This is a genomic window from Flavobacterium humidisoli, from assembly GCF_023272795.1.
Lineage (GTDB): Bacteria > Bacteroidota > Bacteroidia > Flavobacteriales > Flavobacteriaceae > Flavobacterium > Flavobacterium humidisoli.
This window is the reverse complement of the sequence record NZ_CP096829.1, coordinates 2443741-2466433: the sequence shown is the minus strand read 5'-3', so window position 1 is coordinate 2466433 and position 22693 is coordinate 2443741. Positions and strand designations below refer to the sequence as shown.

Below are 22693 nucleotides of genomic sequence, written 5' to 3'. Positions count from 1 at the left end.
GTTGGCGCAATATAAGTGGCAGAATAGATTATTTATTATTTATTAACAAAATAGCAATAGACATTAGGAGCAAAATGATTTGGGGAAGATGATTTCGAGTCAAAATATTTTCCATTAAAGAAAGCGCAAGCTATAGATGGAATTGCAGCTAAAAAGACTCCACTTTTTAGCTGCAATTCCACAACCACAATTCCACTTAGAGTCTGTCTAGCCAATTCAAAACTTTAAAGTTTAATCGTTTTTGTCCGCCCTGCTTCATAAAAAGACAAAACCGTCACAGCAATGAACCAACAGAATAAGCTAAGCATGCACCTACTAAAAAAAACTTTTTAGCAGGTAAATTTCCACTAAAAAACTTATCTCATAAAAAAGAACTAAAGTTCCTTTAATATAATAATAAACGAAAGAGTTCCTTATGCAGGAACTCCCTAGTATAAAAATATGTGCAAAAAAGAGAGCATTAATACTAAAGTGACTCAATAAAAGCAAAAAAGCAGTGCTCTCCTTTTTTAAATGATCATAGTTTTCATTTGAATATACATTATGATTGATGCAGTTAAAGATAAGATTTATTTTCCTAGCTCAAAAACCAGTCCTCCACCTAATGTGAATTGATATAGTGACGAATAGCTACTAACACCAGCACCTGCTCCGCCAGTTCCATAGTAGAATCCACCGCCAATTGACTGTGTAATAGATAAAAGCTGAGCTTGAAGTTTTATACCAACTTTTTTAGAAGCCCAGATCGTAGCCCCCCCTTTTAATCCCCATGCTAATTTTGTTGTAGAATTCGATTTATTAGTTTCAGGATTTTGAATACTTAAAACACCTAATCCTGCCATAAAGCCCCCAAATCCTTCAATAGCAGAGCCCGGTTTTCTAAAACTTCGGGTTCCACCGACCAAAACATAATTCATTGCAACATCAAAATCAGCATATTTATCAAAAATACCTCCGTCATAATATTGCGTTGGAGCATTAGTATCCTCTCTTAAATATAATATTTCAATAAACGAATTTGGCCGAACTTCAAATTCAGCTCCAATACCATATTGAAATCCATCCTGTAATTGGCCTTGATAATAATTTCCATAATCATAATAAGAATCGAAACTGTCCTCAAAAGTATAAGCACCATAGAGGTTAACACGAATAGACTTAGCGCCCTGACTGTAAACTGCAGAAGCTGCTATTAAAAGAATGAGATTAAATAACTTAGTGTAATTTTTCATTTGTAATAGTTTTAGTTTATAAAGATTAGAAATATTTTTTCCGTTATACTTGTAATAAAATTCGTATGTTTTTATTAATTACCGCCGAAATGGATATATCAGCATCATTAACAGGTTTGCCTATATTTTAATTTTCTATTCATTTTAATACCGATGCTTTGCTGGCACCATCTATAACAAGAACAAGAAACTTCTCTATAATAATAAATGTCATAATTTGTGCAGACATACTGCCATAACTTCCGTCCCTTCTCTAAATCCGATAATATCCACAATCCATAAACATTAGCAGCAGATGTAATCGACTGTCCATTAATCAATATGGAAGAGAGATTTATAAATACATCTGGTTTTTTTTGAGATTTCTTTAAAACCTTTGTTTTCCATTTCTTATTTAAGGTGATAATAATTCATTTCTTATTCAAATCACTTACGCCAACACTTTTGTTTACAGGTTGACAAAAAAGAAAAGGTTTTCTATTTTAAAAATCAACAGATTTGCTATAATCCGTTTTTACTGATAAAGAAAAAAAATGATGCAAAAACAAAACAGTTAAAGCCCTTAAAAATACTTGTGCTAATTGTTTAGTATTGGCTAAATTAATTGATTTCCTTAGCCTTTTCGAGCCAATTTAAAGTTCCTCTTCCATAATTTTTAAAACTTTGAGCTATTTTGTGTGTTGGAACCTCAATTTTTTGCACAGTCTGAATGGGGACTATTCGCACTTCACCCGAATCGTGTTTTGGCGCTTCTGGAAAAAAAACGGCACAAAATTCTTTATTTTCTTCAATCAAAAAACCAAGCGACCAATTGCCGCGATCTTTTACAAAAACAGCAACCGCTTTATGCGACACCCGTGCACCAACAGCATCCGAAGCAATGGCTTTAATCATTGAATATCCTGGCAAATAACAAAAAACAGCTACTTCTAATCTTGAAATAAAATTGGCGATAAATGAAGTTCTGATGACTAATCCTCCTAAAAAACAAAAAATAGCCAATAAGACGACTGCCAATAATCTGCTTCCATCCAAACCCAAAAAACGATCAGGAAGCAAATTTGCCAGTGGCCCAGATATCTTTACAATATATTTGTTAACTGTATTAAACAATATTATCAGGAATACTAAAGGAATTAAAAATAAAATGCCTCCCGTAAGTGTATTAATAATAAAACGAGTAATTGATTTCATATGTCCAGGTATTAATATTTCAGATAATCAGCATCTAGTGTGTCAAATGGTTCGTGTTTTAGGTTCGGTAAAGTCCAGCAAATATCCAATCTAAAAATATTTGTGGTTCAAATGGGTTTCAAATAGTTAGGCTACCCGATCCAATTGAATGTGATATGCCAAATTTAAGATCCATTGTTTGTTTATGGTATGTCCAAGTCCAAAAACGCTGTCTGATTTTATCAAAAAAACCTTCTTTAGCATGAATTGGCAGATTACAATCATTTGTTTGTATCCAAAATAATTGCGGCCTAGGGCTATTTTAATAATATAAATAGATTATCCAGCAAAAAATTTCACCTGCCGCACTATTGCAGTCAGTTAATGTTATCCTGTACCAATCGATTAATAAACTATTCATATTTAGAACATACGACTCACGTTTTAAATTTACTTCCAACCTAGTAACTTCGAAGGTCTTCACGTCAATTAAGAATCATTAATCCACTTTTGCCATCGATGCTAATTTGCGTATATCTTCTTTAAAATTAAAAAAATCAAACATTTTACAAGAGTTAGAAAAATCCAGTTTAAATAAATTACTAAAACCTTCAAAAATATCAACGTGATCACTCAAAATAGAATAAAAACTGAAATAATCTAAAGAATTATATTTGATAAAGGTATTTTTTCAGAAATTAATTCACAACCTGCAAAGCAATAATCAAGTACTCTTTTAATCTTAATAATTAAAATACAGTACTAAATAAATAGCTTAAAAAGAAATAATCATCATAAAAACCGAACGTGCAAACGGCAGTGAAAATTGGATACGATAACTTCATATAAATTTTTCAATATAATGGAATCACAAATCTAATTTGATCAGTTAATAATTAATAAACAAGCATTTACATGTGTATCGTGATAACTTGGCAGTGACTATAATCTTAAAAACATCATAACCGAGACAAGAACTTTTGCCGCCTATACCAATTTTAAGATAAAATATAAAGTCCGTTATTTAAAATTAGACTGCAATCACATTGGATATGCAAACAAAAGCTGGAGAAAAAATTAAGCTAGATTTTTATAATTAGTTAGTTTATTAAATTCTTCAATTTCTTTATAGTTCAAAACCAATTGCCTTTTTTTTATTGCACCAAATTGATCCATCAAAATGGACTTCACGCCTTTGCACCACAAAAATTACGGCGATTATCAAAGATATTCCACAAGTATTTCTTTCGTGTGAGAATCATGGCACAATAGTTACAGAAGAAATAAGAACACAGAATCTACAAAGACTTACTACAGAGAGTTCTAATGGCTGAGCGGCCACCTCAACCTAATCGTTAACTTCCAAATGAATACCTCCAATTTTAAGCGAGATACTATAATAAAACTAATTTTGGTAATTTAAACATCTAAATAACAATCCTATATAATTTTGCACTCAGCAGGCTCCACGGGTTTAAACTTGAATACACGGATAATACTGTTCAGAATTAATCATCAGATTTACAACCTTTTACAATTGCGTCCGCACTGCGGACACAATTGAACTTGTCACATAAAAAAATGCAAAAAATTATAGAGATCGATATTATTATTCCATTGATTTTGTCAAATATAAATGACAAAATTTACGGCATTTAATGCACACGCAAATTACGAACTTCATAACATCTGTTTCACAAGGGGTTAACACCGTAAATTGAATTTATAGACGCTGATAAAAATATTCCATATAAAACTATCAAAAAAGTTTCTTGAATTGAAAAAACATTTTATCTTTGCACCCGCAATGAGCAAATGATTGCATCTTACTGGAGGAATGGCAGAGCGGTCGAATGCGGCAGTCTTGAAAACTGTTGACTGTAACAGGTCCGGGGGTTCGAATCCCTCTTCCTCCGCTGAATAAAAAACCCCTGTGTTTACAGGGGTTTTTCTTGTTTTGGACAGGGCCAAAAATTCTTGAACCTACTTTATGTTTAATAACTGATCTTCGGACTTCCTTGCAATTACTGTGTTTAAAAACACTTTCATCTATAAATCAAGTTATTCCTTAAATTAATCATACTTTCAAAGTGTACCAATTTTTGGTTTACAATCCCCCTAATTTACATGTGCATTGTAAAACTATTTAGTTCATCTTACGAAATAAAAGTTATTAAACAAAAACTCGCACCAGTAGTGCGAGTTTTTGTTTTCCTATAATGTGAAATACAGTAATAACTGCTCATCTCAAAACTTTTACAACCTATTGGAGAATACGAAAGATGATATTTAAGAAGAAATTAATATCGGTAACAGCAGATATTCTAGCACTGAAATAACAACGTCATAATATCTAAAAAAAACTTATATGTTTTTATTTAAAAAATCTGCCTCAGTTTTTATCTGATACCCCGACATAAATTTGCTGAACAAAATAATAGTAAATATTATGGAAAGAATTAAATTAAAAGAAGATATAAGACAAGTTTCCAAATAAAATAAAGAAGATTCTTCGCAGTAAGACATCAGGTTATTTTAGATATGCTCTCGGAGAGCTAATGGCAACTGACTAGTAAAGAAAAATAATTCTTATCTATTTGAAAAGTGATAAAAAACATTTTTACGTATAGTATTAATTCTTACTTTTAAGCATAATTGCAATCCGTTTTTATTTAGCCACTAAAAAAATCACCATACACTCCTGATTTTCAATTCATTTACTTTAAACGAACAGATATATAATACCAAAATTTTCAACTATAAAAACTAAGCATAACATAATTTAGAAAACCATGAAAAACTTGATTTTATTGCTTGCTTTTTCCATAGTTATGGTTTCTTGCAGAGAAAAAGCAGCAAAAAGTGACAATGCAGGCAAACTTTTATCTATCAGTACAGTATATTACAACGGAGATATTCTAACCATGGAAGGCGAAAACGCTACTTACGCCGAAGCCGTAGTCGTAAAAGATGGAAAAATATTGTTTGTAGGCAAGAAAGACGAAGCCATGCAGCAAGCCGGCGAAGGCCATACTATGGTCGATTTAGAAGGAAAAACAATGATGCCGGGTCTGATAGACCCGCACTTGCATCCCAATCTTGGCGCTATGATTTTGAACACCAAATTTGTCACACCTTTTGACTGGGTTTTTCCCTGGGGCAATGTAAAATCCGTGAGAGGACATGAAGCTTTCATAGCCAAGGTAAAAGAATATGAAGCTGAGTTAAAAGAGCCTAAAGAACCTCTTGTTGTTTGGGGTTTTATGGAGCCTTTTCATGGAGACATTTCACGTAAAGAATTGGATGGAATTTCTGCTACACGACCAATTATGATTTGGCAATATTCTGCACATGTAATGTGGCTGAACACCGCAGGTTTGAAGTATTTGAATATTACCGAGAAAGAAACCAAAGGAAACAGCCAAATTGATTATGCTGCCGGAAAATTTGTAGAAGCTGGATTTTTCAATGTCGTTGTTCCGAAATGGGCACCGACCATTAGAAATGATGAAGTTATGAAGACCAATATGTTAAAACTTCGTGATCTTGTACATATGGGTGGACTAACTACCATTGGCGATATGGGTACAGGTTCATCGGGAGAACTTTGGGGCGATTTTAAATACATGAAAAATAATCTGGAAAACGATAAGACACCTTTCCGTATGCAATTTACCCCCGATGTAAATACATTGAACCTGGTAAATGGCGGTGATTTTGAAAAAACGTTTGCCGATGTAAAGGAGTTTGGCAAAAAGACTTCGCCGCATATTATAATAGAACATGCCGTAAAACTTTATGCTGATGGTGCATTTTTTGGTCAGAATTTTCAAGTTTTACCTCCAGGATATATGGACGGGCATAGCGGCGAATGGATTATGACCCCTGAAAATTTAAACAAAGCCATGAAATTTTGGTGGAACAAAGGCTATCCTATCCATATTCATTGCAATGGCAGCATGGGATTAGAAACCATCTTGGATGAACTGGAAAAATTGCAAAAAGAATTGCCACAATTAAAACAAAGACTCACCATAGAGCATTTTGGAGAATCTAAACCTGAACAGTCTGCCCGTATTGCAAAATTAGGAGCGGTGGTGTCTGCTAATCCCTACTATCTCTATTCTATGGGTGATAAATATGCATCCAATACTGTTCTTGGCCAGCAAAGAGGTTCAGAAATGGTTCGTTTGGGCTCATTGGTTAAAAACAAAGTGAAGTTTGCCCTGCATTCCGATTTCACTATGGCTCCTATTCAGCCATTGCTCCTGGCTTGGATAGCAACTAATCGTGTAACGGCCGATGGAACTTTGATGGCGCCTCAAGAAAGAGTATCTGCTTATGATGCATTGAAAGGCATCACGATTGATGCGGCTAATTTAATGCAATTGGATAAAATTACGGGATCCATAAAAGTGGGTAAAAAAGCGGATTTCGTCATACTTGCTGAAAACCCTTTAAAGATAGACCCTATAAAAATGAAAGACATTAAAGTGTTAGAAACTGTCTTTGAAGGCAAATCATTTCCCTTAAAAGAGTAGTTAACAGATTATTTAAATAATAATTTTTAATCATTTGCATACAGATTTTTAATAAATTAAACAGATAATTAGCATGAAAATCTTAACATCTATCCTTTTATCATCGTGCATAGTATTATTCACTAGTGCTTACAGCCAGAATACTAATAAAAGTAAAACAATTGAAAAATTGAGTCCCACAATTAACACCTTTTGCAAACCACCCAAAAAGAACACCGAAAAGCTGTTTGATCCAATTACGCTGCCCAATGGAAAACAAAAAGTAACAATCGATAATTTTGTTCGCGCCGAAACTGATAACTATTTCAAAATCAGAACAAATGACGGGTGCTTTGGTAAATTATGCCACAACAGCGGCCCGGCAGATGTTAATCATCAATCCATAATCCGTACCAATCGTGACACGAGGTATTCTTATGGAATTTTTGATCTCAGCTCACCCCTTAACATTACCATACCCGACACCAAAGGGCGTTTTGTATCGATGATGGTTATCAATGAAGATTCCTATATCCGGGTATTTTATGAACCGGGCAATTATACCTTGACCAGGGAAAATGTTGGCACTCGATTTATTCATATAACCGTCAGAACTTTGGCAGACCCCAATAGTCCCGAAGACAATAAAATAGTCACAGCAATACAAGAATCCATTGTTGTCAAACAGGCAAGTACGGGCAAGTTGGAAATTCCCGATTGGGATGAAGAGAGCCTTACAAAAACGCGTAATTTACTTTTGGCATTGGCCAAAGATTTACCTAACAGTAAAGCCGCTTTTGGCACAGAATGGGAAGTAACCCAAGTACGACAACTGTTAGGAACAGCAGGAGGTTACGGTGGAAATCCAGAAAAAGATGCTATTTATCTTAATTTAAATCCACCTAAAGATGATGGTGCAACTGCTTATACCCTAACCCTGAAAGATGTTCCTGTTGATGCTTTTTGGTCTGTTTCTTTATACAATGAAAAAGGATACTATGAAGTAAACAAATACAATAGCTATAATTTCAATTCGATAACATCCAAGAAGAATCCTGATGGCAGCGTAACCATACATTTTGGAGGAGATCCCAACCAGCCAAATTTTTTATATATCATGAAGGGATGGAATTATATGATTAGACTCTACAGGCCTCACAAAGAAATTTTGAATGGAACTTGGAAATGCCCGGAATTAGTAGAAGTAAAACCATAAAAATCAAATGATTTATTTTTTTAATTAAATAATAAGCTTATGAAAAATTCAATCTTATCAATATTGGCATTTGCAATGTTGATGGTCTCCTGCAAAAAAGACGAAAAACTGTTGACAGATCAAAGTTCAGGCAATAAAACTGCCGTTTATTACAATGGAGACATCATCACCATGGAAGGAAAAAAGCCCACTTATGCCCAGGCGATTGTAGTTAAAGACGGAAAAATACTATTTGTAGGCAAGGAAGAAGAAGCCATGAAGCAAGCAGGATCTGGACACATTATGGTAGATCTGAAAGGAAAAACGATGCTCCCGGCATTTTTAGATGCCCATAGTCATTTTCTAAATGTAGGTTTTACCGCATCGGTCGCTAATTTACTGCCGCCTCCGGATGGTCCCGGTGCCGATTTTGCTTCAATTATCAATGCAGTGAACCAATATAAAAATTCAGCAGACGGTAAAACGATGCTTAAAAAATTTGGCTGGATTTTAGGAAATGGCTACGATGATTCCCAGCTCAAAGAAGCGGACCACCCAAAAGCTGCTGATTTGGATAAAATAAGTACCACTGAACCAGTAGTTATCGTACATCAATCAGGACATTTAGGGGTGCTTAACTCCTATGCAATGAAAATATTAGGCATCAATAAGGACACCAAAGACCCGTAGGTGGAAAATATCGTAGAAATGCTGATGGGACGCCAAACGGCGTATTGGAAGAAGGTGCTTTTTTTGCCGTTCTATTCCCTATTTTAGGCAAAGGAGATGCACAGGCCAATAGAATGTTTATTGATAAAGCCTTGGTTGAATATGCTAAAAATGGTTATTTGACTGTACAAGAAGGCAGAGCTACTTTACAGCAGATGTCCCAGTTGGAAGATGGAGCAAACAGCAAAAAGTTCTATTTAGATATTGTTTCCTATCCTGATGTTGCGCTGGGTGTAGAAAAAATTATGAAAAGCCCTTATTACAGCCCCGAACATCAATATAAAAGCAAATATCGAATTGGCGGTGTGAAATTAACGCTGGATGGTTCGCCGCAAGGTAAAACTGCATGGCTCTCCCACCCTTACCATATTCCGCCCGCATGTGAAAAAGCAGATTATAAAGGACAAGGCGTAATGACCGATCAACAGGCGGACGATTATGTGTCACTTGCCTTTAAAAATAAATGGCAGCTATTGTGCCATACCAATGGTGATGCTGCAATTGACCAGTATCTAAAAGCAATTGATCTCGCGGAAAAAAAATACAATTATCCCGATCACAGAACAGTGCTTATTCATGGACAGACATTGCGTAAAGATCAAATTCCTGAATTGGTCCGCCTAAAAGTGATCCCGTCATTATTCCCAATGCACACTTTTTATTGGGGAGATTGGCATGCCCAATCCGTTTTGGGACATCCAAGAGCCGATTATATCTCTCCAATGAGAGATGCAATAGATGCAGGACTTATCACCACTTCCCATCATGACGCACCGGTAACTTTCCCAAATTCAATGCGTGTATTGGATGCAACGGTAAACAGAGTGACCAGAAGCGGAAAAATATTGGGACCAAACCAACGAATTAGTTCTTATGAAGGCTTGAAGACCCTGACAGAATGGGCTGCAATCCAATATTTTGAAGAAAACTCAAAGGGCACATTAACCAAAGGAAAGCTTGCCGATTTGGTGATTTTGGATAAAAATCCATTAAAAATTAATCCAATGGATATTAACACCATTCAAATATTGGAGTCCATCAAAGAAGGAAAAACGGTATTTAAAAAATAAAAAAAGCAAAATGAAAATTTTATATCATAATCTCTTAAAGCCTTTGCTGGCCTTATTTATTTTTTTCACAATAACATTTGGATACTCCCAAAAAATTAAATCAAACGGGGTCAGAAAGCTTATAAAGGCAGACGGCATTCAAATCGAAACCTTTGTTTTTGGTGATGGTCCGGCCGCTTTAATTATGGCTGCCGGTAATGGCAGGCCGGCAATCCAGCTCGATGAACTCGCTCAGGCAATTGCATCAAAAGGAATCAAAGTTGTTACCTACAATTACCGAACTCTGGGAGCCAGTACTGGAAAAATTGAGGGATTAACACTCCACGATTATGCAGATGATCTTTAGAAAGTGGCAGACGGCCTCGGTCTCAAGAAAGTTTACCTAGCTGGAAAAACTTATGGAAATCGCGTGGTGAGAACCGCTTCTCAAGACCGCCCCGAACGTGTTTTGGGCATTATTTTAATTGGTGCCGGCGGCGAAGCACAGCCATCTGCAGAGACTATGGCGCTGTATCAACGCTACATGGATCCCTCAATCAGCAAAGAGGAATGGCTTAAATTGCAAGGACAGCTTATGTATGCTCCAGGTAACGAGAATTTGGCAATGCTGGATCAGGCACAAGGCGAATTTCCAGCCTTGGCCGGACAACAGGCTAAGTCTAGTGATGCCACACCAAAAGAACAGTGGTCAACGGGCGGTACTGCGCCAATGTTAGTTATAACTTGTTTATTAGATCGGGTCGCAGTGCCTGAAAGTGCCTTAAATATAGCCAAAGAGAGACCTAAAACCTGGTTAGTAGGATTGCCGTTATGCGGCCATAATATGCTGAACGAAAAAGGGAATGACATCAAACGTCTCATGGTAGAATTTATACTTAACACTCCCTCTGACGAGATCAAATCAGCAAAGCAAGATTAGTAAAGGTAGGAAAACTGGAAATACGATTAAGTTTTCTACCAAAGTTAAGGTGAATTTTAAAAGATGATTCTTCACCCTAATTATTGATTATATAAAAAATACCTAAGCATGTATTTTTACACTTAATTTAGTTTCAAATTTTCATTAGTACATATATTCTTGTACTCTAAACAAAAAAATCAATTACAAGATTAGTATATTTTTTTTGGGATTCATCGAAGGCAAAGAAGTTCTTCCCATCGTCAACGGAAATAAAAAAAGACAATGCTTGGACATTAGAAATAAGCCCTTTTGAAGATATTCCGATTGATAGTATAAAATATAATTTCAGCGAACTTATCAAAAGATATAGTAGTACAGATATACAATTAAAACCTTTCTATTAGCAAATCAAATTCCATGAATTTTATATCTTTGTTACTTAACAATTGAGAGTTAAATTTGTACCGCACCTATGGGTGTACCAAGTTTAAAAAAACGCTGAAAACACCAGCAATTGTTGGGATCAATATAAGGTTAACAGAGCCTCTTTCTCCCCTTGATGAAATTTCGAGAGAAATTTTCAAAAAACAAAAACCTTTAGATCTCACGATTTAAAGGTTTTTCTGTTTTTACGATAAACTGCACCTATCGGTGCACGTGTTATGAAAAATGATGGATAATGCCTGTATTTAGCGGGATTGGAATAAAGACTGCGGGGCCTCTTCCTCCGCTGATGGCTTTAAGTTTAGAATATATAGACTTATTGAAAAAGCCTTAAAAATTAACAGCTCTGCAAATCTAATGATTTGCAGGGCTGTTCTTTTATACACTTTAGAGATTTACAATAAACACTTTTGCGGCACATTCGTGGCGCATCGGCAATAGAGCTTACTGCGCCGCAAAATTGCACTTTACATATTTTGTGGCAGAATCGTGGCACAGATGACAATCCCCTATTGAAGCAACTACAGCCAACGATTCCGAAGTATGGTTCGAATCGGGTTGAGACAGATATGTTTGCTGATTTGGGGGCAGCAGATTCGTATCTTGTGATTTGTTCACTTTTTTTTAATAGTTCAAGTTTCGTGAACAATACGAAAAAATGAACATGATTTAACTTCATATAAGTTAGCTAAAAATAAATATACTTTCCAGTTTTGATATTCTTAAATTAAGACGCTCTAAATTTGAAAGGTGGGTAGATAACATAATTAACGACTATATCATAATTAAAGAAAATTTAAAGCCCGTCTTACTAACTGGTAAGAAATTTACAATTATATGGGTAGAAAACATGGGTAGAAAAACAAAATTTCGATGCCATTTAGTTAATCACTTCTAGCACTCTGAATTATTTAATTTAAATTCACATAGTAAAAGAATCTTAAAATTAAGAAAATGCAGAAGCACCAAATTTATGATCTCGATTTTAAAGTAAATACTATTTCCCTTTATAATATTCAAAGGTTTATTAAAAAAAACAAAACAAAACACTAACAATCAACCATTTAACCCAAACAAAACATCTCCAAACTCTTGACTTTCTCAAAAAAAAAGACTAACTTTGCCTCAATGGGTACATAAGACGCTTATTGCTTAAACAATAAGGCCTTTAAATTAAGTAAGCAATAAGCGTCTTATGTACCCATTGAGAGACTGATAGTTCTTCATCACAAAGACTTCGTCTTTGTGATGAAGAACTATCGTAAATTTTACCATCCAGCTTAAAAATCCAATACATTTATTACTTTTCACCTTAACGTAAATTACAGGGTACATTCTACAAAAAAAAATCACTCCATTCATAAGAATACAAAATCAATATAATTGTCGCAAATATTTACTATATTTGCGACAAAACAGCACTAAAAAAATGACAGAAAGCACTGAAAATAAAGTAATTGAACGCATAAAAAAAGCCAAGAGGGGGTCTGTGTTTTTTACTGACGATTTTCTTCGTTTCGGAAGTGCAAAAACAATCAGTAAATCCTTAGAACGACTCGCTGAAAAAAAAGAAATCATGAGAGTTTCTAGAGGTATTTATACAAGGCCCGAAATAAACAAAACCCTTGGAATCACAATAACTCCTTCAATTGAGAATATCGCAAAGGCAATAGCGCGTCGAGATCGGGCACGTATTATTCCTACTGGTGCATATTCTCTAAACATTCTTGGACTTTCTACACAGATACCAATGAATGCTATATATCTTACAGATGGTGTTGCCAGAAAAATAGCAATAGGAAAAAGATCGCTACATTTTAAAAAAACAGCAACAAAAAATCTGGCCTCAATTGGAGAAATAAGCGGACTGGTAATTCAAGGCCTTAAGGCATTGGGAAAAGACCAGCTTAATGAGGACGAGATATTAAAAGTAATTGAAATATTAAAAAAAGAAAAGACAGAACGCCTGCGTCATGATATTAAATTAGCTCCTGAATGGATCCGAACAATAATGAAAGAGGCATTACCAGAAAACCAGCAGTTATGATAAAAAATTGGATTTCATTATCAGATGAAGAAAAAGCAGGTTTATTTACAGAAGCAGCAGCACAAAAAGGACTTCCTGCTTATGCTGTTGAAAAAGACTGGTGGGTCACTGTGACACTGCTGGCAATTTTTACCTCCCAATATTCAGATCACCTCATATTCAAAGGAGGAACTTCATTAAGTAAAGCTTACAATTTAATTGAACGCTTCTCTGAGGATATAGATCTTGCTATAGATAGAAGTTTCCTTAAATTCCCAGGAGAACTTTCTAAAACTGCGATCAAAAAACTTCGCAAAGCTTCTGGGCAATTCATCATTGCTGACTTCAAAAATGAACTTGAAGCGCAACTTTTAAAAATTGGAATACCAAGTACTCTCTTCAGCCTCAAAACTGATGAAAATATCGATGACACAAGCGACCCGCACTCAATTGAACTAATATATAAGCCTGTAATTAATCATGGATCAGGTTACTTACCTCAAAGAGTTCTGATCGAAATCGGAGCCAGATCACTAAGAGAGCCCTCTGAAATGCGTCCTATTTCATCCATACTTGATGAAACATTCCCTGAACAATCTTTTAATATCCCTGCTTTTAATGCAAATGTAGTATTACCATCCAGAACTTTTCTTGAGAAAATTTTTCTGCTTCATGAAGAATTTAGTAAGCCAGTTGATAAAATAAGATTTAGTAGGCTGACCAGACATTTATATGATCTAGAAAAAGTCATGGATAATGAATACGGAATTTCTGCAGTCAAGGATAAAAATCTATTTTTTACCATTGTAGAATTTAGGCAAAAATACACCACAGTGAGAGGTATATCTTATGAAAGACACACCCATTCTACTTTATCATTCCTTCCACCTCCAGAAGTGGATGAAGCATGGAGACAGGACTATACAGAAATGAGAGAAAATATGTTTTATGGCGCAACACTTAGCTATGATATGCTAAAAGAAAGATTAAATGTTCTTAATGATCGCTTTAAAGATAACGGCCTTAACTCACAAAACGACAACTAAAAGAAAAACATCAAATCTAAATTCGAAACCATTAGTAAAAAATAAATTTCCTATCTTAAATTTTAAACAATAAAAACCTTATCAGCGGCAAATCTTTCATTTTCACCTCTCTGAATATATCCCAGCTGGTTTGTTACCATATTTGTATTTCCAATTTTAAAGTCCTTAGTATTATAATGGCTGTGTCCATATATCCACCACATTGGCTTGAACCGCTCAATAAGCTCTGAAAGCTCAACAGCAAAAGCTTCATTCAACAGACTCTTTTTATACATTTTCGGATATTTTTTAAAAGTTGGAACATGATGAGTTGCAACGATAAATTTTTTAGAATCTACTATCTCCAATTCATTATCTATATTCTCAAAATACAGTTTATTGTAATTATCTGCTGAAAACCTGTCTCCATTGTATTTAACAACATGAAAATCACTAAGACCTCTTTCAATGTTCAATCGGGAAACCTCACTAATGTGGGACCATAAAGTCGAGAAAACCAATTTTAAATTATCATACTCTACCACATAATTATTTAGAAGGATCACATTATTTCTAATCTTCTCATAAAAAGTTCCTGATTTAAGAACAGCATCAAAATGATAATACTCATGATTTCCACGAATCCAATATGTCATCTGGAAATTATCGGATAAGAAATCAAAAAGTCCTGATGTTTATCCTGTATTTTATAATGGTATTATTAGACAGCCCAAATATCTTTTTTAAATCTTCATTTATGTAATAGGCAGGTCTCAAGGTTTTCCCTTTACTAATTTTTGAATCGATCCCTTACAGTTTTACCCTTAAAGGATCTATAATATTTTTAATCTTCATTATAAAAGCCTCTCTCTTTTCTTTCTTTGTCATATTGAATTATTTGTTAATGTTATATTTTTTTCCTCCCGAGCTTACCAGTTCTCAAGTTTTCTTTTTCGCTCCATCACTATCCCAATCAAGTCATCTAAAAATTTAATCTGTTTCTCTTTATAAGTATAACCTTTACAATCAGAAAACTGTCTGCTTATTGTAGTTATTTTTTCTGAACTCCTTCATTATTTTTATATGTAAAATTTTCACTTAGAAATTCCTGAATACTGATCCGATTTTTTTCGCATCACTTGAATCAAAAAATAAAATGCCCTCATTAAAACATAGAAAAGGATTGCAAGCTCACTTTTACTGTAAGTGCTTCTGCACTTTTCAGCTAACAATAAATCATTACGATACTCATTTATGAGTATTAAGTTTTCTATTTTATTTAATCTCTGGTCGAGTTTAAAAAAATTATCAAAAATTTCATAGGTCTTAGCTTTTTTCATCTAAATAATTTATGCTTCCTAAATTGTTTTATACTGCATACGTTTGGGTTCCGGAATCAAAAATAATGGTGGTAAGTTATTAGCCTCATAAAACCGATTTGATTTAAACAATGCTAAAATACTTTTAGCCATCGATATTATATGTGTCTTTTGTCACAGTTACCATATTTAACTTAATTAATTACTAAACATTTACAAAAAACTTAAATAATTAAAAGTAATTCTTGCTCTATTATTTTAAGTACATATTAGCGAAATTATTTTTTCCAATTATAGAGTCTCAATTAACCTTGTTCACTATATCTGGCTGTTCATTCAGAATGAACAGCCAGATATAGCGAACACATTACATTAAATAAGATCAGTAATTCTTTGGAAGTTAAAATTTAAAAAGACCTTTAAAAATTGAATTGACAAAAAGTTGATTATTTTTGTTTTATACTTGCTAAAACTATTTCATGGAGCTTATTAAAGATATCTTAGAACATTTAAATATTACGGACGAGTGCACGACAATTGAAGCCAAAAGAGGGAGCGAAATTGACACATCTATAATGGAAACTATTTGTGCTTTCTCTAATGAGCCGGGATTAGGAGGAGGATTAATAGTTTTAGGAGTGGTTAAAGACGAAAGCACCTTATTTCAAAATTATATAGTTGAAGGAATTACAAATCCAGACAAATTACAATTAGATATAGCTTCTCAAACAGCGACATTATTTAATCAGCCTGTTAGACCAGAAATTGAAATAGAGAAAATGCCCAATGGAAAGTTAGTCCTAAAAATGTTTGTAAAAGAATTACCTGACGGACAAAAACCTCTTTATTTCAAAAAAAAAGGGCTTGCCGCAAGGCGCTTACAGAAGAATTGGTTCAAGTGACCAGCGATGCACAGAAGATGATCTATTTATATTCTATAATAAAGAAGATAGTTTAGATAGTATTATTGTAAAAGATACTAGTCTTGATGATGTAAGTGAAGAAGCTATCTCTTTATATAAAAGTTTAAGGTCAAAAGTAAATGAATATGCTGAGGAGTTAAACTATTCTGATTTTGATTTATTAAGATCTTTAGGATGTGTCAAAAAAGATAAGGACGAATGGAAACTAACCTATACAGGATTACTTGTTTTTGGAAAACGTCCTGCCCTAAGAAGATTACTTCCGATGGTACGTATAGATTACATTAGAGTACCAGGTAATGAATGGGTTGAAGATCCTGAAAACAGGTTTACAACAATAGATATGAGAGGTCCGCTTATTGAATTGGTTCAAAGAGTATTTAGTGCAATTGCTGATGATCTTCCTAAAGGATTTCTTTTGGGTGATGGAGAGTTGCAGGCTTCTGCTATTGGCCTGCCTTCTAAAGTTCTGCGTGAAGCACTTGTGAATGCTTTTATACATAGAACTTATAGAGAAAATCAGCCTATACAAATTATTCGTTATGGCAATAGACTAGAAATTAAAAATCCAGGATTTTCATTAAAGCCAGAAGAGCAGTTAGGCGAACCAGGTTCTAAAAACAGAAATCCATTTATTGCATCCATTTTTCACGAAACCAATCTTGCAGAAACAAAAGGGAGCGGTATAAGGACAATGAGAATTTTAATGGAAAAATCCTCCCTAGCACCACCAACATTTGAAAGTGACCACACCGCAAATTTATTTACCACTCGTCTTTTACTGCATCATTTTCTTAATGAAAGTGACCTTCAATGGCTAAATACTTTTGCTGAATATGAGTTAAATACTGAACAGAAAAAAGGATTAATTTTCATTCGAGAAGCTGGTGCCATTGATAATTCAACATATCGACAATTAAATGCATGTGATGTATTAAAAGCAAGTAATGAATTAAGAAGTCTCCGAGATAAAGGTCTTATTGAACAAAAAGGAAAAGGAAGATCTACATATTATACTACTGGTGGAGTTCTTAACACAGAAGATGATGTTGCTAACACAGAACCTAATGATCTTAACACAGAAGCTGATGATCTTACAACAGAACCCTATGATCTAACACAGGAGCTACCTTCTGACATAAGAGAACAAATATCCAACCTAGGAGTTAGAGAAAATGATCAAAATAAAATAAAAGATATAATTTATAAAATATGCAGTTTTAAAAGCTACTCCACAAAACAGATAGCTCTAATACTTAATAGAAATGAAAATTACATTTATAGAAATTATATCTTGCCAATGAAAGATGAAGGCAGATTACAGCATACAATAATTGACATGCCAAATCATCCCGACCAGGCTTACAAAGCTATTTAATATAAATATTATCCATATTTAAGTTAAAATATGTCAAAATACCTTTTAAATGAAATATAAAAATTCTAAAATGTTGCTTATAACATAAAAAAGTCTATTTTTGCCACATAACAAAAAACAGAATTACAACCTACTAAAAAACAAGACGTTACATCTTAATTTAGTATATTTTAAAGTTCGTGGCAGAATCGTGGCGCAACAAGTAAAAAATATCGGAAAATGCAGTATAAGAGCGGGATGCGGAGCTTAGGTTCGAATCCCTCTTTCTCCGCTGAATGGAGTTTCAAAAAGAAACTTTAAAAGTTAAAACCCTTTAAATACAAGTATTTAAAGGGTTTTTCATTTTTTGGCAATCGTCAAAAATCACATGTTATTGCAAAGCGTGGTACACTTATTAGTACACTTTTATTTTGGTGGGTTTTGACCATAAAAAAAGTGTACTAAATCAAAGGGAATTCTCTCGGTATTCCCCGAAAACAAAGGTGTGTTTCGAAATTTTTAAATCAATTTGAGTATTAATTTAAAAACTAGAAAGCATGTTAAAAGTAATTTTTTACCTGAAATCAGAAAAGGCAGATAAGAATGGAGAGTTTTCAATATTTGCACGTATTACATTCAACAAAAAAGAATTTCCTTAAGTACCGGAAAGACCATTTCTAAGGAGAGATGGGACTACACAAACAAATTAAGAATTCTTCTGAGGACAGAAAAGGAAAAGGTTCTTAAAAACTATCTCGATATTTACCGCCTAACTGTCGAAAAGAAATTCAATATCCTTTTTAATGTCGATCCAGATGTTCCATTAGAAATACTTAAAGCAGAACTTTCAGGAAAATCAAAGTTACAGACAAAGAAAACCACACTGCTTCAAATTATGGAGCGCCATAATAAATTTTTCAGAAAAAAAGTGGATGCCGGCGAAAGAGCGTCAGCTTCACTGCAGAAATACAAACGAAGCACTGAGCTAATTTCGAACTTTATGGTAAAACAATACGGCATAGAAGATATTCCTGCTGATGAAATTTCAAGTTCATTTATATACAATCTTGAGGAATTCCTTAAATACGAAAGCTGTTTTAAGGGCCATGTTGGAATAAAAAACAATTCAGTGGTAAAATATATTAAGATGTATAAAACAGCCTTTAATTATGCTATCAGAATGGATCTAATCCAAAAAAATCCCTTTAATGTTTATGATGGAAAGCTCAGCGTTAAAGATGCAGTATTTCTAACACAGTGCGAACTTGATGCCCTCGAGAAAAAAGTCTTCTTTATTGAAAGACTCGACAGGGTCAAAGATATTTTCCTGTTCAGCTGTTATACCGGATATGCTCCAACTGACGCTTTAAAGCTTTCAAAAAAAAACATTTCAAAAGACAATAATGGTAACCAGTGGATTATATCAAATAGAACGAAAACATCAATTAAAGAAAATGTTCCAGTTCTGCCGCCCGTCGAAAAAATCATTCAGAAGTACAAAGGGAAGCAGCCAGGATTGCTGCCAAGCATTTCAAATCAAAAAATGAATGCTTATTTAAAGGAAATTGCGGATCTCTGCGGAATAACCAAGTACCTCACATGGTATGTTTCAAGACATACTTTTGCAACTACAGTAACTCTTGGCAACGGAGTCAGACTTGAAAATGTTTCAGCGATGATGGGCCACACAAATATCAAGCAAACCCAGCACTATGCGAAAGTCCTAGATGCGAATATAATGGACGATATGAATATGGTCAAATCTAAATATGAAGAAAAAGTTTCGTAAGAAAAGCAGAGGATTTCAAAATTTGAAATCCTCTGCTTTCTCATTTCATATCATTTTAATGTCGGACCATTTGATAGCCTTAACGGGACAATTCTCGAACCATTTTCAAAATGATTTGAAAAAATTAAATTTAAATCAAGTTTGATTTTTCAATTACTTTTTTAGATGTGTTGTTGCAAGTTTTTTAAGAAAAAGCAGATACGTAATTTATAGAATTTTGTTCTTAACCAAAAACTAGCTTTCGCCAATAGTATTGATATAGTTGTTTGGCAACCTTTGCTGCGTAAGGAGAATTAACAATTGTTTCTAAAAAATTTCAAATTCATCTTTTCCTGGAAAACCACAAAACCGTATGTCCAAAACAATTTCTTCATTCGTTTGTGAATTTTCAAGATATAAGGCAGGCATTCTGTTTAATCTTTTTAATGTTGCTAATTTGTTATAGGCAGAGTATTCAATATATACATCATTTTTGATAGGTACGGCTTTAAAGCCATCCTCAATTTCATCTGTTATTTTTGAAATTCTGCTTTTAGATTCTGATGCGTTTAAGTACATCACAATTGCTGCATTTTTTTCTTTTTTTGATAGTTTATCAATAAAAAGTTTGTAGTTTTTATTGTTCAGCATATCAACAAGCTTGTTACCTTCTTTTATTAAAGCTTCTTTCAAATCAAAACTAACATCTTTTAAATTTACACCATTTTGCCATGCATCTAGTTTATAAGATACATTTGCTATAAAGATACTTTTGTGTATGAGAAAAGGAATATTTTTCTGAACAGGAGCTGTTTGAAAATTCTCAAATTGCTGTATAAATTTAAAATCTCCAGAACTTACATCATATTCTATAACTTTATATCGTACATAAGCTTCTTTATGAAGTTCCTTGCCCCCAGATAATGGTAAAACTCTGATTTCTATATCTTGTTCTCCTTTCTCTAATATTCCACTGTTTATTGGAATATCCATTGAGGCTTGGCCATCTACATTTAAAGAAAAAACGCATACATCATTTATGCGTACTTCAAAATAGCACATTAAAGCACTGCAATTTAATTCGTAATATATTTGATTCATAATTAATTTATAATAGAATTTTTAAAAATTTCAATTAATTCAAAAGCTTTAGGATTTGAGTCTAAAACAGCTTTTATCTTTTCTGGAGTATTTCTAGGGTCATTTTCATTTGGTTTTGCTGATAGCCCATCTTTCACAATTATAACTCTTGTTTTACTTAAAACAGCATTTTTGTTCCCATCTAAAGATGTGTGGGAAGTTTCATTATATTTTTGAAATAATATAATTTCATTGGTAGATTTATTTTGCCATAAGTAATCAATGTCTTTATATTCATTTTTCAAGTATTTATATTCTTTTAGCGGTTTACCATGTTTTTTAATCAAAAAGTTTAAAAATTTATCACCTGTCTTTTCGTTTATTAATTCTAGTTCAAAACCCAAATATTGATTATTGTCGTAAGAATTAACTATTAGGTTTAATGAATTTTTGTAAACAATTAATTCGTTTTTAAATTTTATACTATCTGAGCCAATGACAATATTAGAATACTTAAATTTATCAATGTCTTTTACTTTATAAATTCCTTCCAAAGGGACATAAATGCTATAATCTTTTTCTAAATTATCAAGATTTAATAGTTTATCTTCAAATTTTAATGTTTCTAAATCTGTTTGAGAGTTGCATGATGTGATCATTAAAGTAATCAAAATTAATATGGCTAATTTCATAATTTTTTAATTACTCATTTTAAAGCTCTCTAAAACAGTAAAGACTTTTTTGTCTGATGAATTTTCTACACGAGTTCCTTTTTTTATGATGACACATCTGCTATAAATAAATTTGCTTCCATCTTTTTTTAATCTAGGAGTTTGTGAGAGTAAAATCCAATAATCTAAATTATTATTATTATCCCAAATGTAATTGCCTTCGCCTTTTTGATATTTATATCCTTCGCGTGGTTGACAAAATTCCGGATTGCCATATTTTTGTTTTAAATAGAGAAATAATTTTTCACCTTCTTCTTTATTTACAAGCTCAGCAGTAAAACCTATAAAGTTGTTGTTTTCATAATTATCAACGTGGATATATAAATCGTTATAATCTGCATTATAAGCATTTGGCATAACATACTTAGAAAAAGAAACATCACCAAATTTAAAATCTTTGAGATTATCTGTTCTATATGACTTTAGACCATAGATTACATCTTGGTCTTTTCCTAATTCTTTTGTGTTTTTTATAATTTCCAAAAAGGGTTCGTCATACTTCAATGCCTCTAAATTAGTTTGAGAATTGCATGAAGTTACCATCAAGCTAATTGTAAATAATAATATTAGTTTCTTCAATTTTTATAGAAATTATTTATCTTTTGGAGTACTTGACCCTTTAAAGTTTTCCAAAATAGTAATCCATTCGGGATTTTTTGAGTTTAACATTCTAGTTCCTTGTTTTACAATTGTAACTTGAGTTCTTAAATATTTTTTATGGTCTCTTGTGTTTTCAGTATTTTGCTCCAATAAAACCCATTGTTTGGATTCTTTTAGTTCCCAAACGAAAGCAATGCCATTTTCTAATCCAGTACTTCTTTCTTCAGGCTTACCAAACCTTTTTTTTAAATAATTTAGCAAAGCAGTACCTTCTTGATCATTTGTTATATACATGCTAAAACCTAAATAATTATTTTGCTCAAAATTGTCTACATGCATATAAATATCACTGTATGCGTCATCGTAGCCGTTAGGCACAGCGTATTTAGAGAAATTAACCTCGCCAAACTTAAAATAATCTAGTTGATTGGTTCTATAAGATTTTAGTCCATAGTTTCCATTATCATCTTTTTCAACATCTTTGATCTTTTTAATATCTTCAGAAATTGGTTTGTCAAATTTTAATGTTTCTAAATCTGTCTGCGAATTGCAAGAAATAAATGTTGTACACATAAATAATAAGATGAATATTTTTTTCAT

The 22693-nt window shown here is 33.2% G+C and carries 15 protein-coding genes, 1 tRNA gene and 2 pseudogenes; 11 read left to right on the top strand and 7 right to left on the bottom strand.

Annotated features, from left to right (window positions below; translation table 11 throughout):
* Positions 1–569: 569 nt before the first annotated feature.
* Positions 570–1232 carry a hypothetical protein gene (locus M0M44_RS10915; RefSeq protein WP_248729775.1) on the bottom strand — a complete coding sequence of 221 codons (663 nt, stop codon included), beginning with the start codon at positions 1230–1232 and terminating at the stop codon, positions 570–572.
* Positions 1233–1832: 600 nt separating this feature from the next.
* A complete protein-coding gene (locus M0M44_RS10910) occupies positions 1833–2426 on the bottom strand; it encodes a DUF502 domain-containing protein (protein ID WP_248729774.1) in 594 nt (197 codons plus the stop codon).
* A 1810-nt stretch (positions 2427–4236) separates the two neighbouring features.
* Here M0M44_RS10910 and M0M44_RS10905 point away from each other — a divergent pair.
* The 8 genes and pseudogenes from M0M44_RS10905 (at position 4237) to M0M44_RS10865 (ending at position 14336) form a co-directional block, all read left to right on the top strand.
* Positions 4237–4321, top strand: a tRNA-Ser gene (locus tag M0M44_RS10905).
* An 876-nt stretch (positions 4322–5197) separates the two neighbouring features.
* Positions 5198–6946 (top strand): amidohydrolase, encoded by a 1749-nt coding sequence (locus tag M0M44_RS10900; protein WP_248729773.1) that lies wholly within the window; start codon positions 5198–5200, stop codon positions 6944–6946.
* Between the two features lie 73 nt (positions 6947–7019).
* On the top strand, positions 7020–8141 hold the full coding sequence (locus M0M44_RS10895) for a DUF1214 domain-containing protein (RefSeq protein ID WP_248729772.1): 1122 nt from the start codon (positions 7020–7022) through the stop codon (positions 8139–8141).
* 39 nt (positions 8142–8180) lie between these two features.
* A pseudogene (locus M0M44_RS23875) lies at positions 8181–9919 on the top strand (amidohydrolase).
* 10 nt (positions 9920–9929) lie between these two features.
* A complete protein-coding gene (locus tag M0M44_RS10880; RefSeq protein WP_248729769.1) occupies positions 9930–10265 on the top strand; it encodes an alpha/beta fold hydrolase in 336 nt (111 codons plus the stop codon).
* Positions 10266–10268: 3 nt separating this feature from the next.
* Positions 10269–10838 carry an alpha/beta fold hydrolase gene (locus M0M44_RS10875; RefSeq protein WP_248729768.1) on the top strand — a complete coding sequence of 190 codons (570 nt, stop codon included), beginning with the start codon at positions 10269–10271 and terminating at the stop codon, positions 10836–10838.
* Between the two features lie 1855 nt (positions 10839–12693).
* Entirely contained in the window at positions 12694–13311 is a 618-nt protein-coding gene (locus M0M44_RS10870; RefSeq protein ID WP_248729767.1) for a DUF6088 family protein, read from the top strand.
* Entirely contained in the window at positions 13260–14336 is a 1077-nt protein-coding gene (locus M0M44_RS10865; RefSeq protein ID WP_248729766.1) for a nucleotidyl transferase AbiEii/AbiGii toxin family protein, read from the top strand. The genes M0M44_RS10870 and M0M44_RS10865 overlap by 52 nt, the downstream gene beginning before the upstream one ends.
* Positions 14337–14398: 62 nt before the next feature.
* Here M0M44_RS10865 and M0M44_RS10860 read toward each other — a convergent pair.
* Positions 14399–14983, bottom strand: a pseudogene (locus M0M44_RS10860) (metallophosphoesterase); the annotation flags it as partial.
* Positions 14984–16113: 1130 nt separating this feature from the next.
* On the opposite strand from M0M44_RS10860, the gene M0M44_RS10855 reads away from it, so the two are divergent.
* The 3 genes from M0M44_RS10855 to M0M44_RS10845 all read left to right on the top strand — a co-directional run bounded on the left by M0M44_RS10855 (position 16114) and on the right by M0M44_RS10845 (position 19703).
* Positions 16114–16536: an AlbA family DNA-binding domain-containing protein gene (locus M0M44_RS10855; protein ID WP_248729764.1), complete on the top strand. Its 423-nt coding sequence runs from the start codon at positions 16114–16116 to the stop codon at positions 16534–16536.
* Positions 16499–17935 (top strand): ATP-binding protein, encoded by a 1437-nt coding sequence (locus M0M44_RS10850; RefSeq protein ID WP_248729763.1) that lies wholly within the window; start codon positions 16499–16501, stop codon positions 17933–17935. Before M0M44_RS10855 ends, M0M44_RS10850 begins: the two co-directional genes overlap by 38 nt.
* An 874-nt stretch (positions 17936–18809) precedes the next feature.
* Positions 18810–19703 (top strand): site-specific integrase, encoded by an 894-nt coding sequence (locus M0M44_RS10845; RefSeq protein ID WP_248729762.1) that lies wholly within the window; start codon positions 18810–18812, stop codon positions 19701–19703.
* A 306-nt stretch (positions 19704–20009) separates the two neighbouring features.
* Here M0M44_RS10845 and M0M44_RS10840 read toward each other — a convergent pair whose 3' ends face one another.
* Genes M0M44_RS10840 through M0M44_RS10825 form a run of 4 tightly spaced genes read right to left on the bottom strand, consistent with a single transcriptional unit; the run spans position 20010 to position 22693 of the window.
* Entirely contained in the window at positions 20010–20783 is a 774-nt protein-coding gene (locus M0M44_RS10840; protein ID WP_248729761.1) for a hypothetical protein, read from the bottom strand.
* 2 nt (positions 20784–20785) lie between these two features.
* Positions 20786–21454, bottom strand: a complete 669-nt coding sequence (locus M0M44_RS10835; RefSeq protein ID WP_248729760.1) for a hypothetical protein — start codon at positions 21452–21454, stop codon at positions 20786–20788.
* A 6-nt stretch (positions 21455–21460) separates the two neighbouring features.
* Positions 21461–22072: a hypothetical protein gene (locus M0M44_RS10830; protein ID WP_248729759.1), complete on the bottom strand. Its 612-nt coding sequence runs from the start codon at positions 22070–22072 to the stop codon at positions 21461–21463.
* A gap of 12 nt (positions 22073–22084) precedes the next feature.
* Entirely contained in the window at positions 22085–22693 is a 609-nt protein-coding gene (locus M0M44_RS10825; RefSeq protein ID WP_248729758.1) for a hypothetical protein, read from the bottom strand.

Coding starts and splice junctions, on each gene's coding strand:
- M0M44_RS10865 (WP_248729766.1), top strand. CDS start 13,260: ATGGATCCGAACAATAATGAAAGAGGCATTACCAGAAAACCAGCAGTT.
- M0M44_RS10840 (WP_248729761.1), bottom strand. CDS start 20,783: ATGAATCAAATATATTACGAATTAAATTGCAGTGCTTTAATGTGCTAT.
- M0M44_RS10870 (WP_248729767.1), top strand. CDS start 12,694: ATGACAGAAAGCACTGAAAATAAAGTAATTGAACGCATAAAAAAAGCC.
- M0M44_RS10915 (WP_248729775.1), bottom strand. CDS start 1,232: ATGAAAAATTACACTAAGTTATTTAATCTCATTCTTTTAATAGCAGCT.
- M0M44_RS10900 (WP_248729773.1), top strand. CDS start 5,198: ATGAAAAACTTGATTTTATTGCTTGCTTTTTCCATAGTTATGGTTTCT.
- M0M44_RS10845 (WP_248729762.1), top strand. CDS start 18,810: ATGGAGCGCCATAATAAATTTTTCAGAAAAAAAGTGGATGCCGGCGAA.
- M0M44_RS10910 (WP_248729774.1), bottom strand. CDS start 2,426: ATGAAATCAATTACTCGTTTTATTATTAATACACTTACGGGAGGCATT.
- M0M44_RS10835 (WP_248729760.1), bottom strand. CDS start 21,454: ATGAAATTAGCCATATTAATTTTGATTACTTTAATGATCACATCATGC.
- M0M44_RS10855 (WP_248729764.1), top strand. CDS start 16,114: ATGGAGCTTATTAAAGATATCTTAGAACATTTAAATATTACGGACGAG.
- M0M44_RS10825 (WP_248729758.1), bottom strand. CDS start 22,693: ATGAAAAAAATATTCATCTTATTATTTATGTGTACAACATTTATTTCT.
- M0M44_RS10880 (WP_248729769.1), top strand. CDS start 9,930: ATGAAAATTTTATATCATAATCTCTTAAAGCCTTTGCTGGCCTTATTT.
- M0M44_RS10895 (WP_248729772.1), top strand. CDS start 7,020: ATGAAAATCTTAACATCTATCCTTTTATCATCGTGCATAGTATTATTC.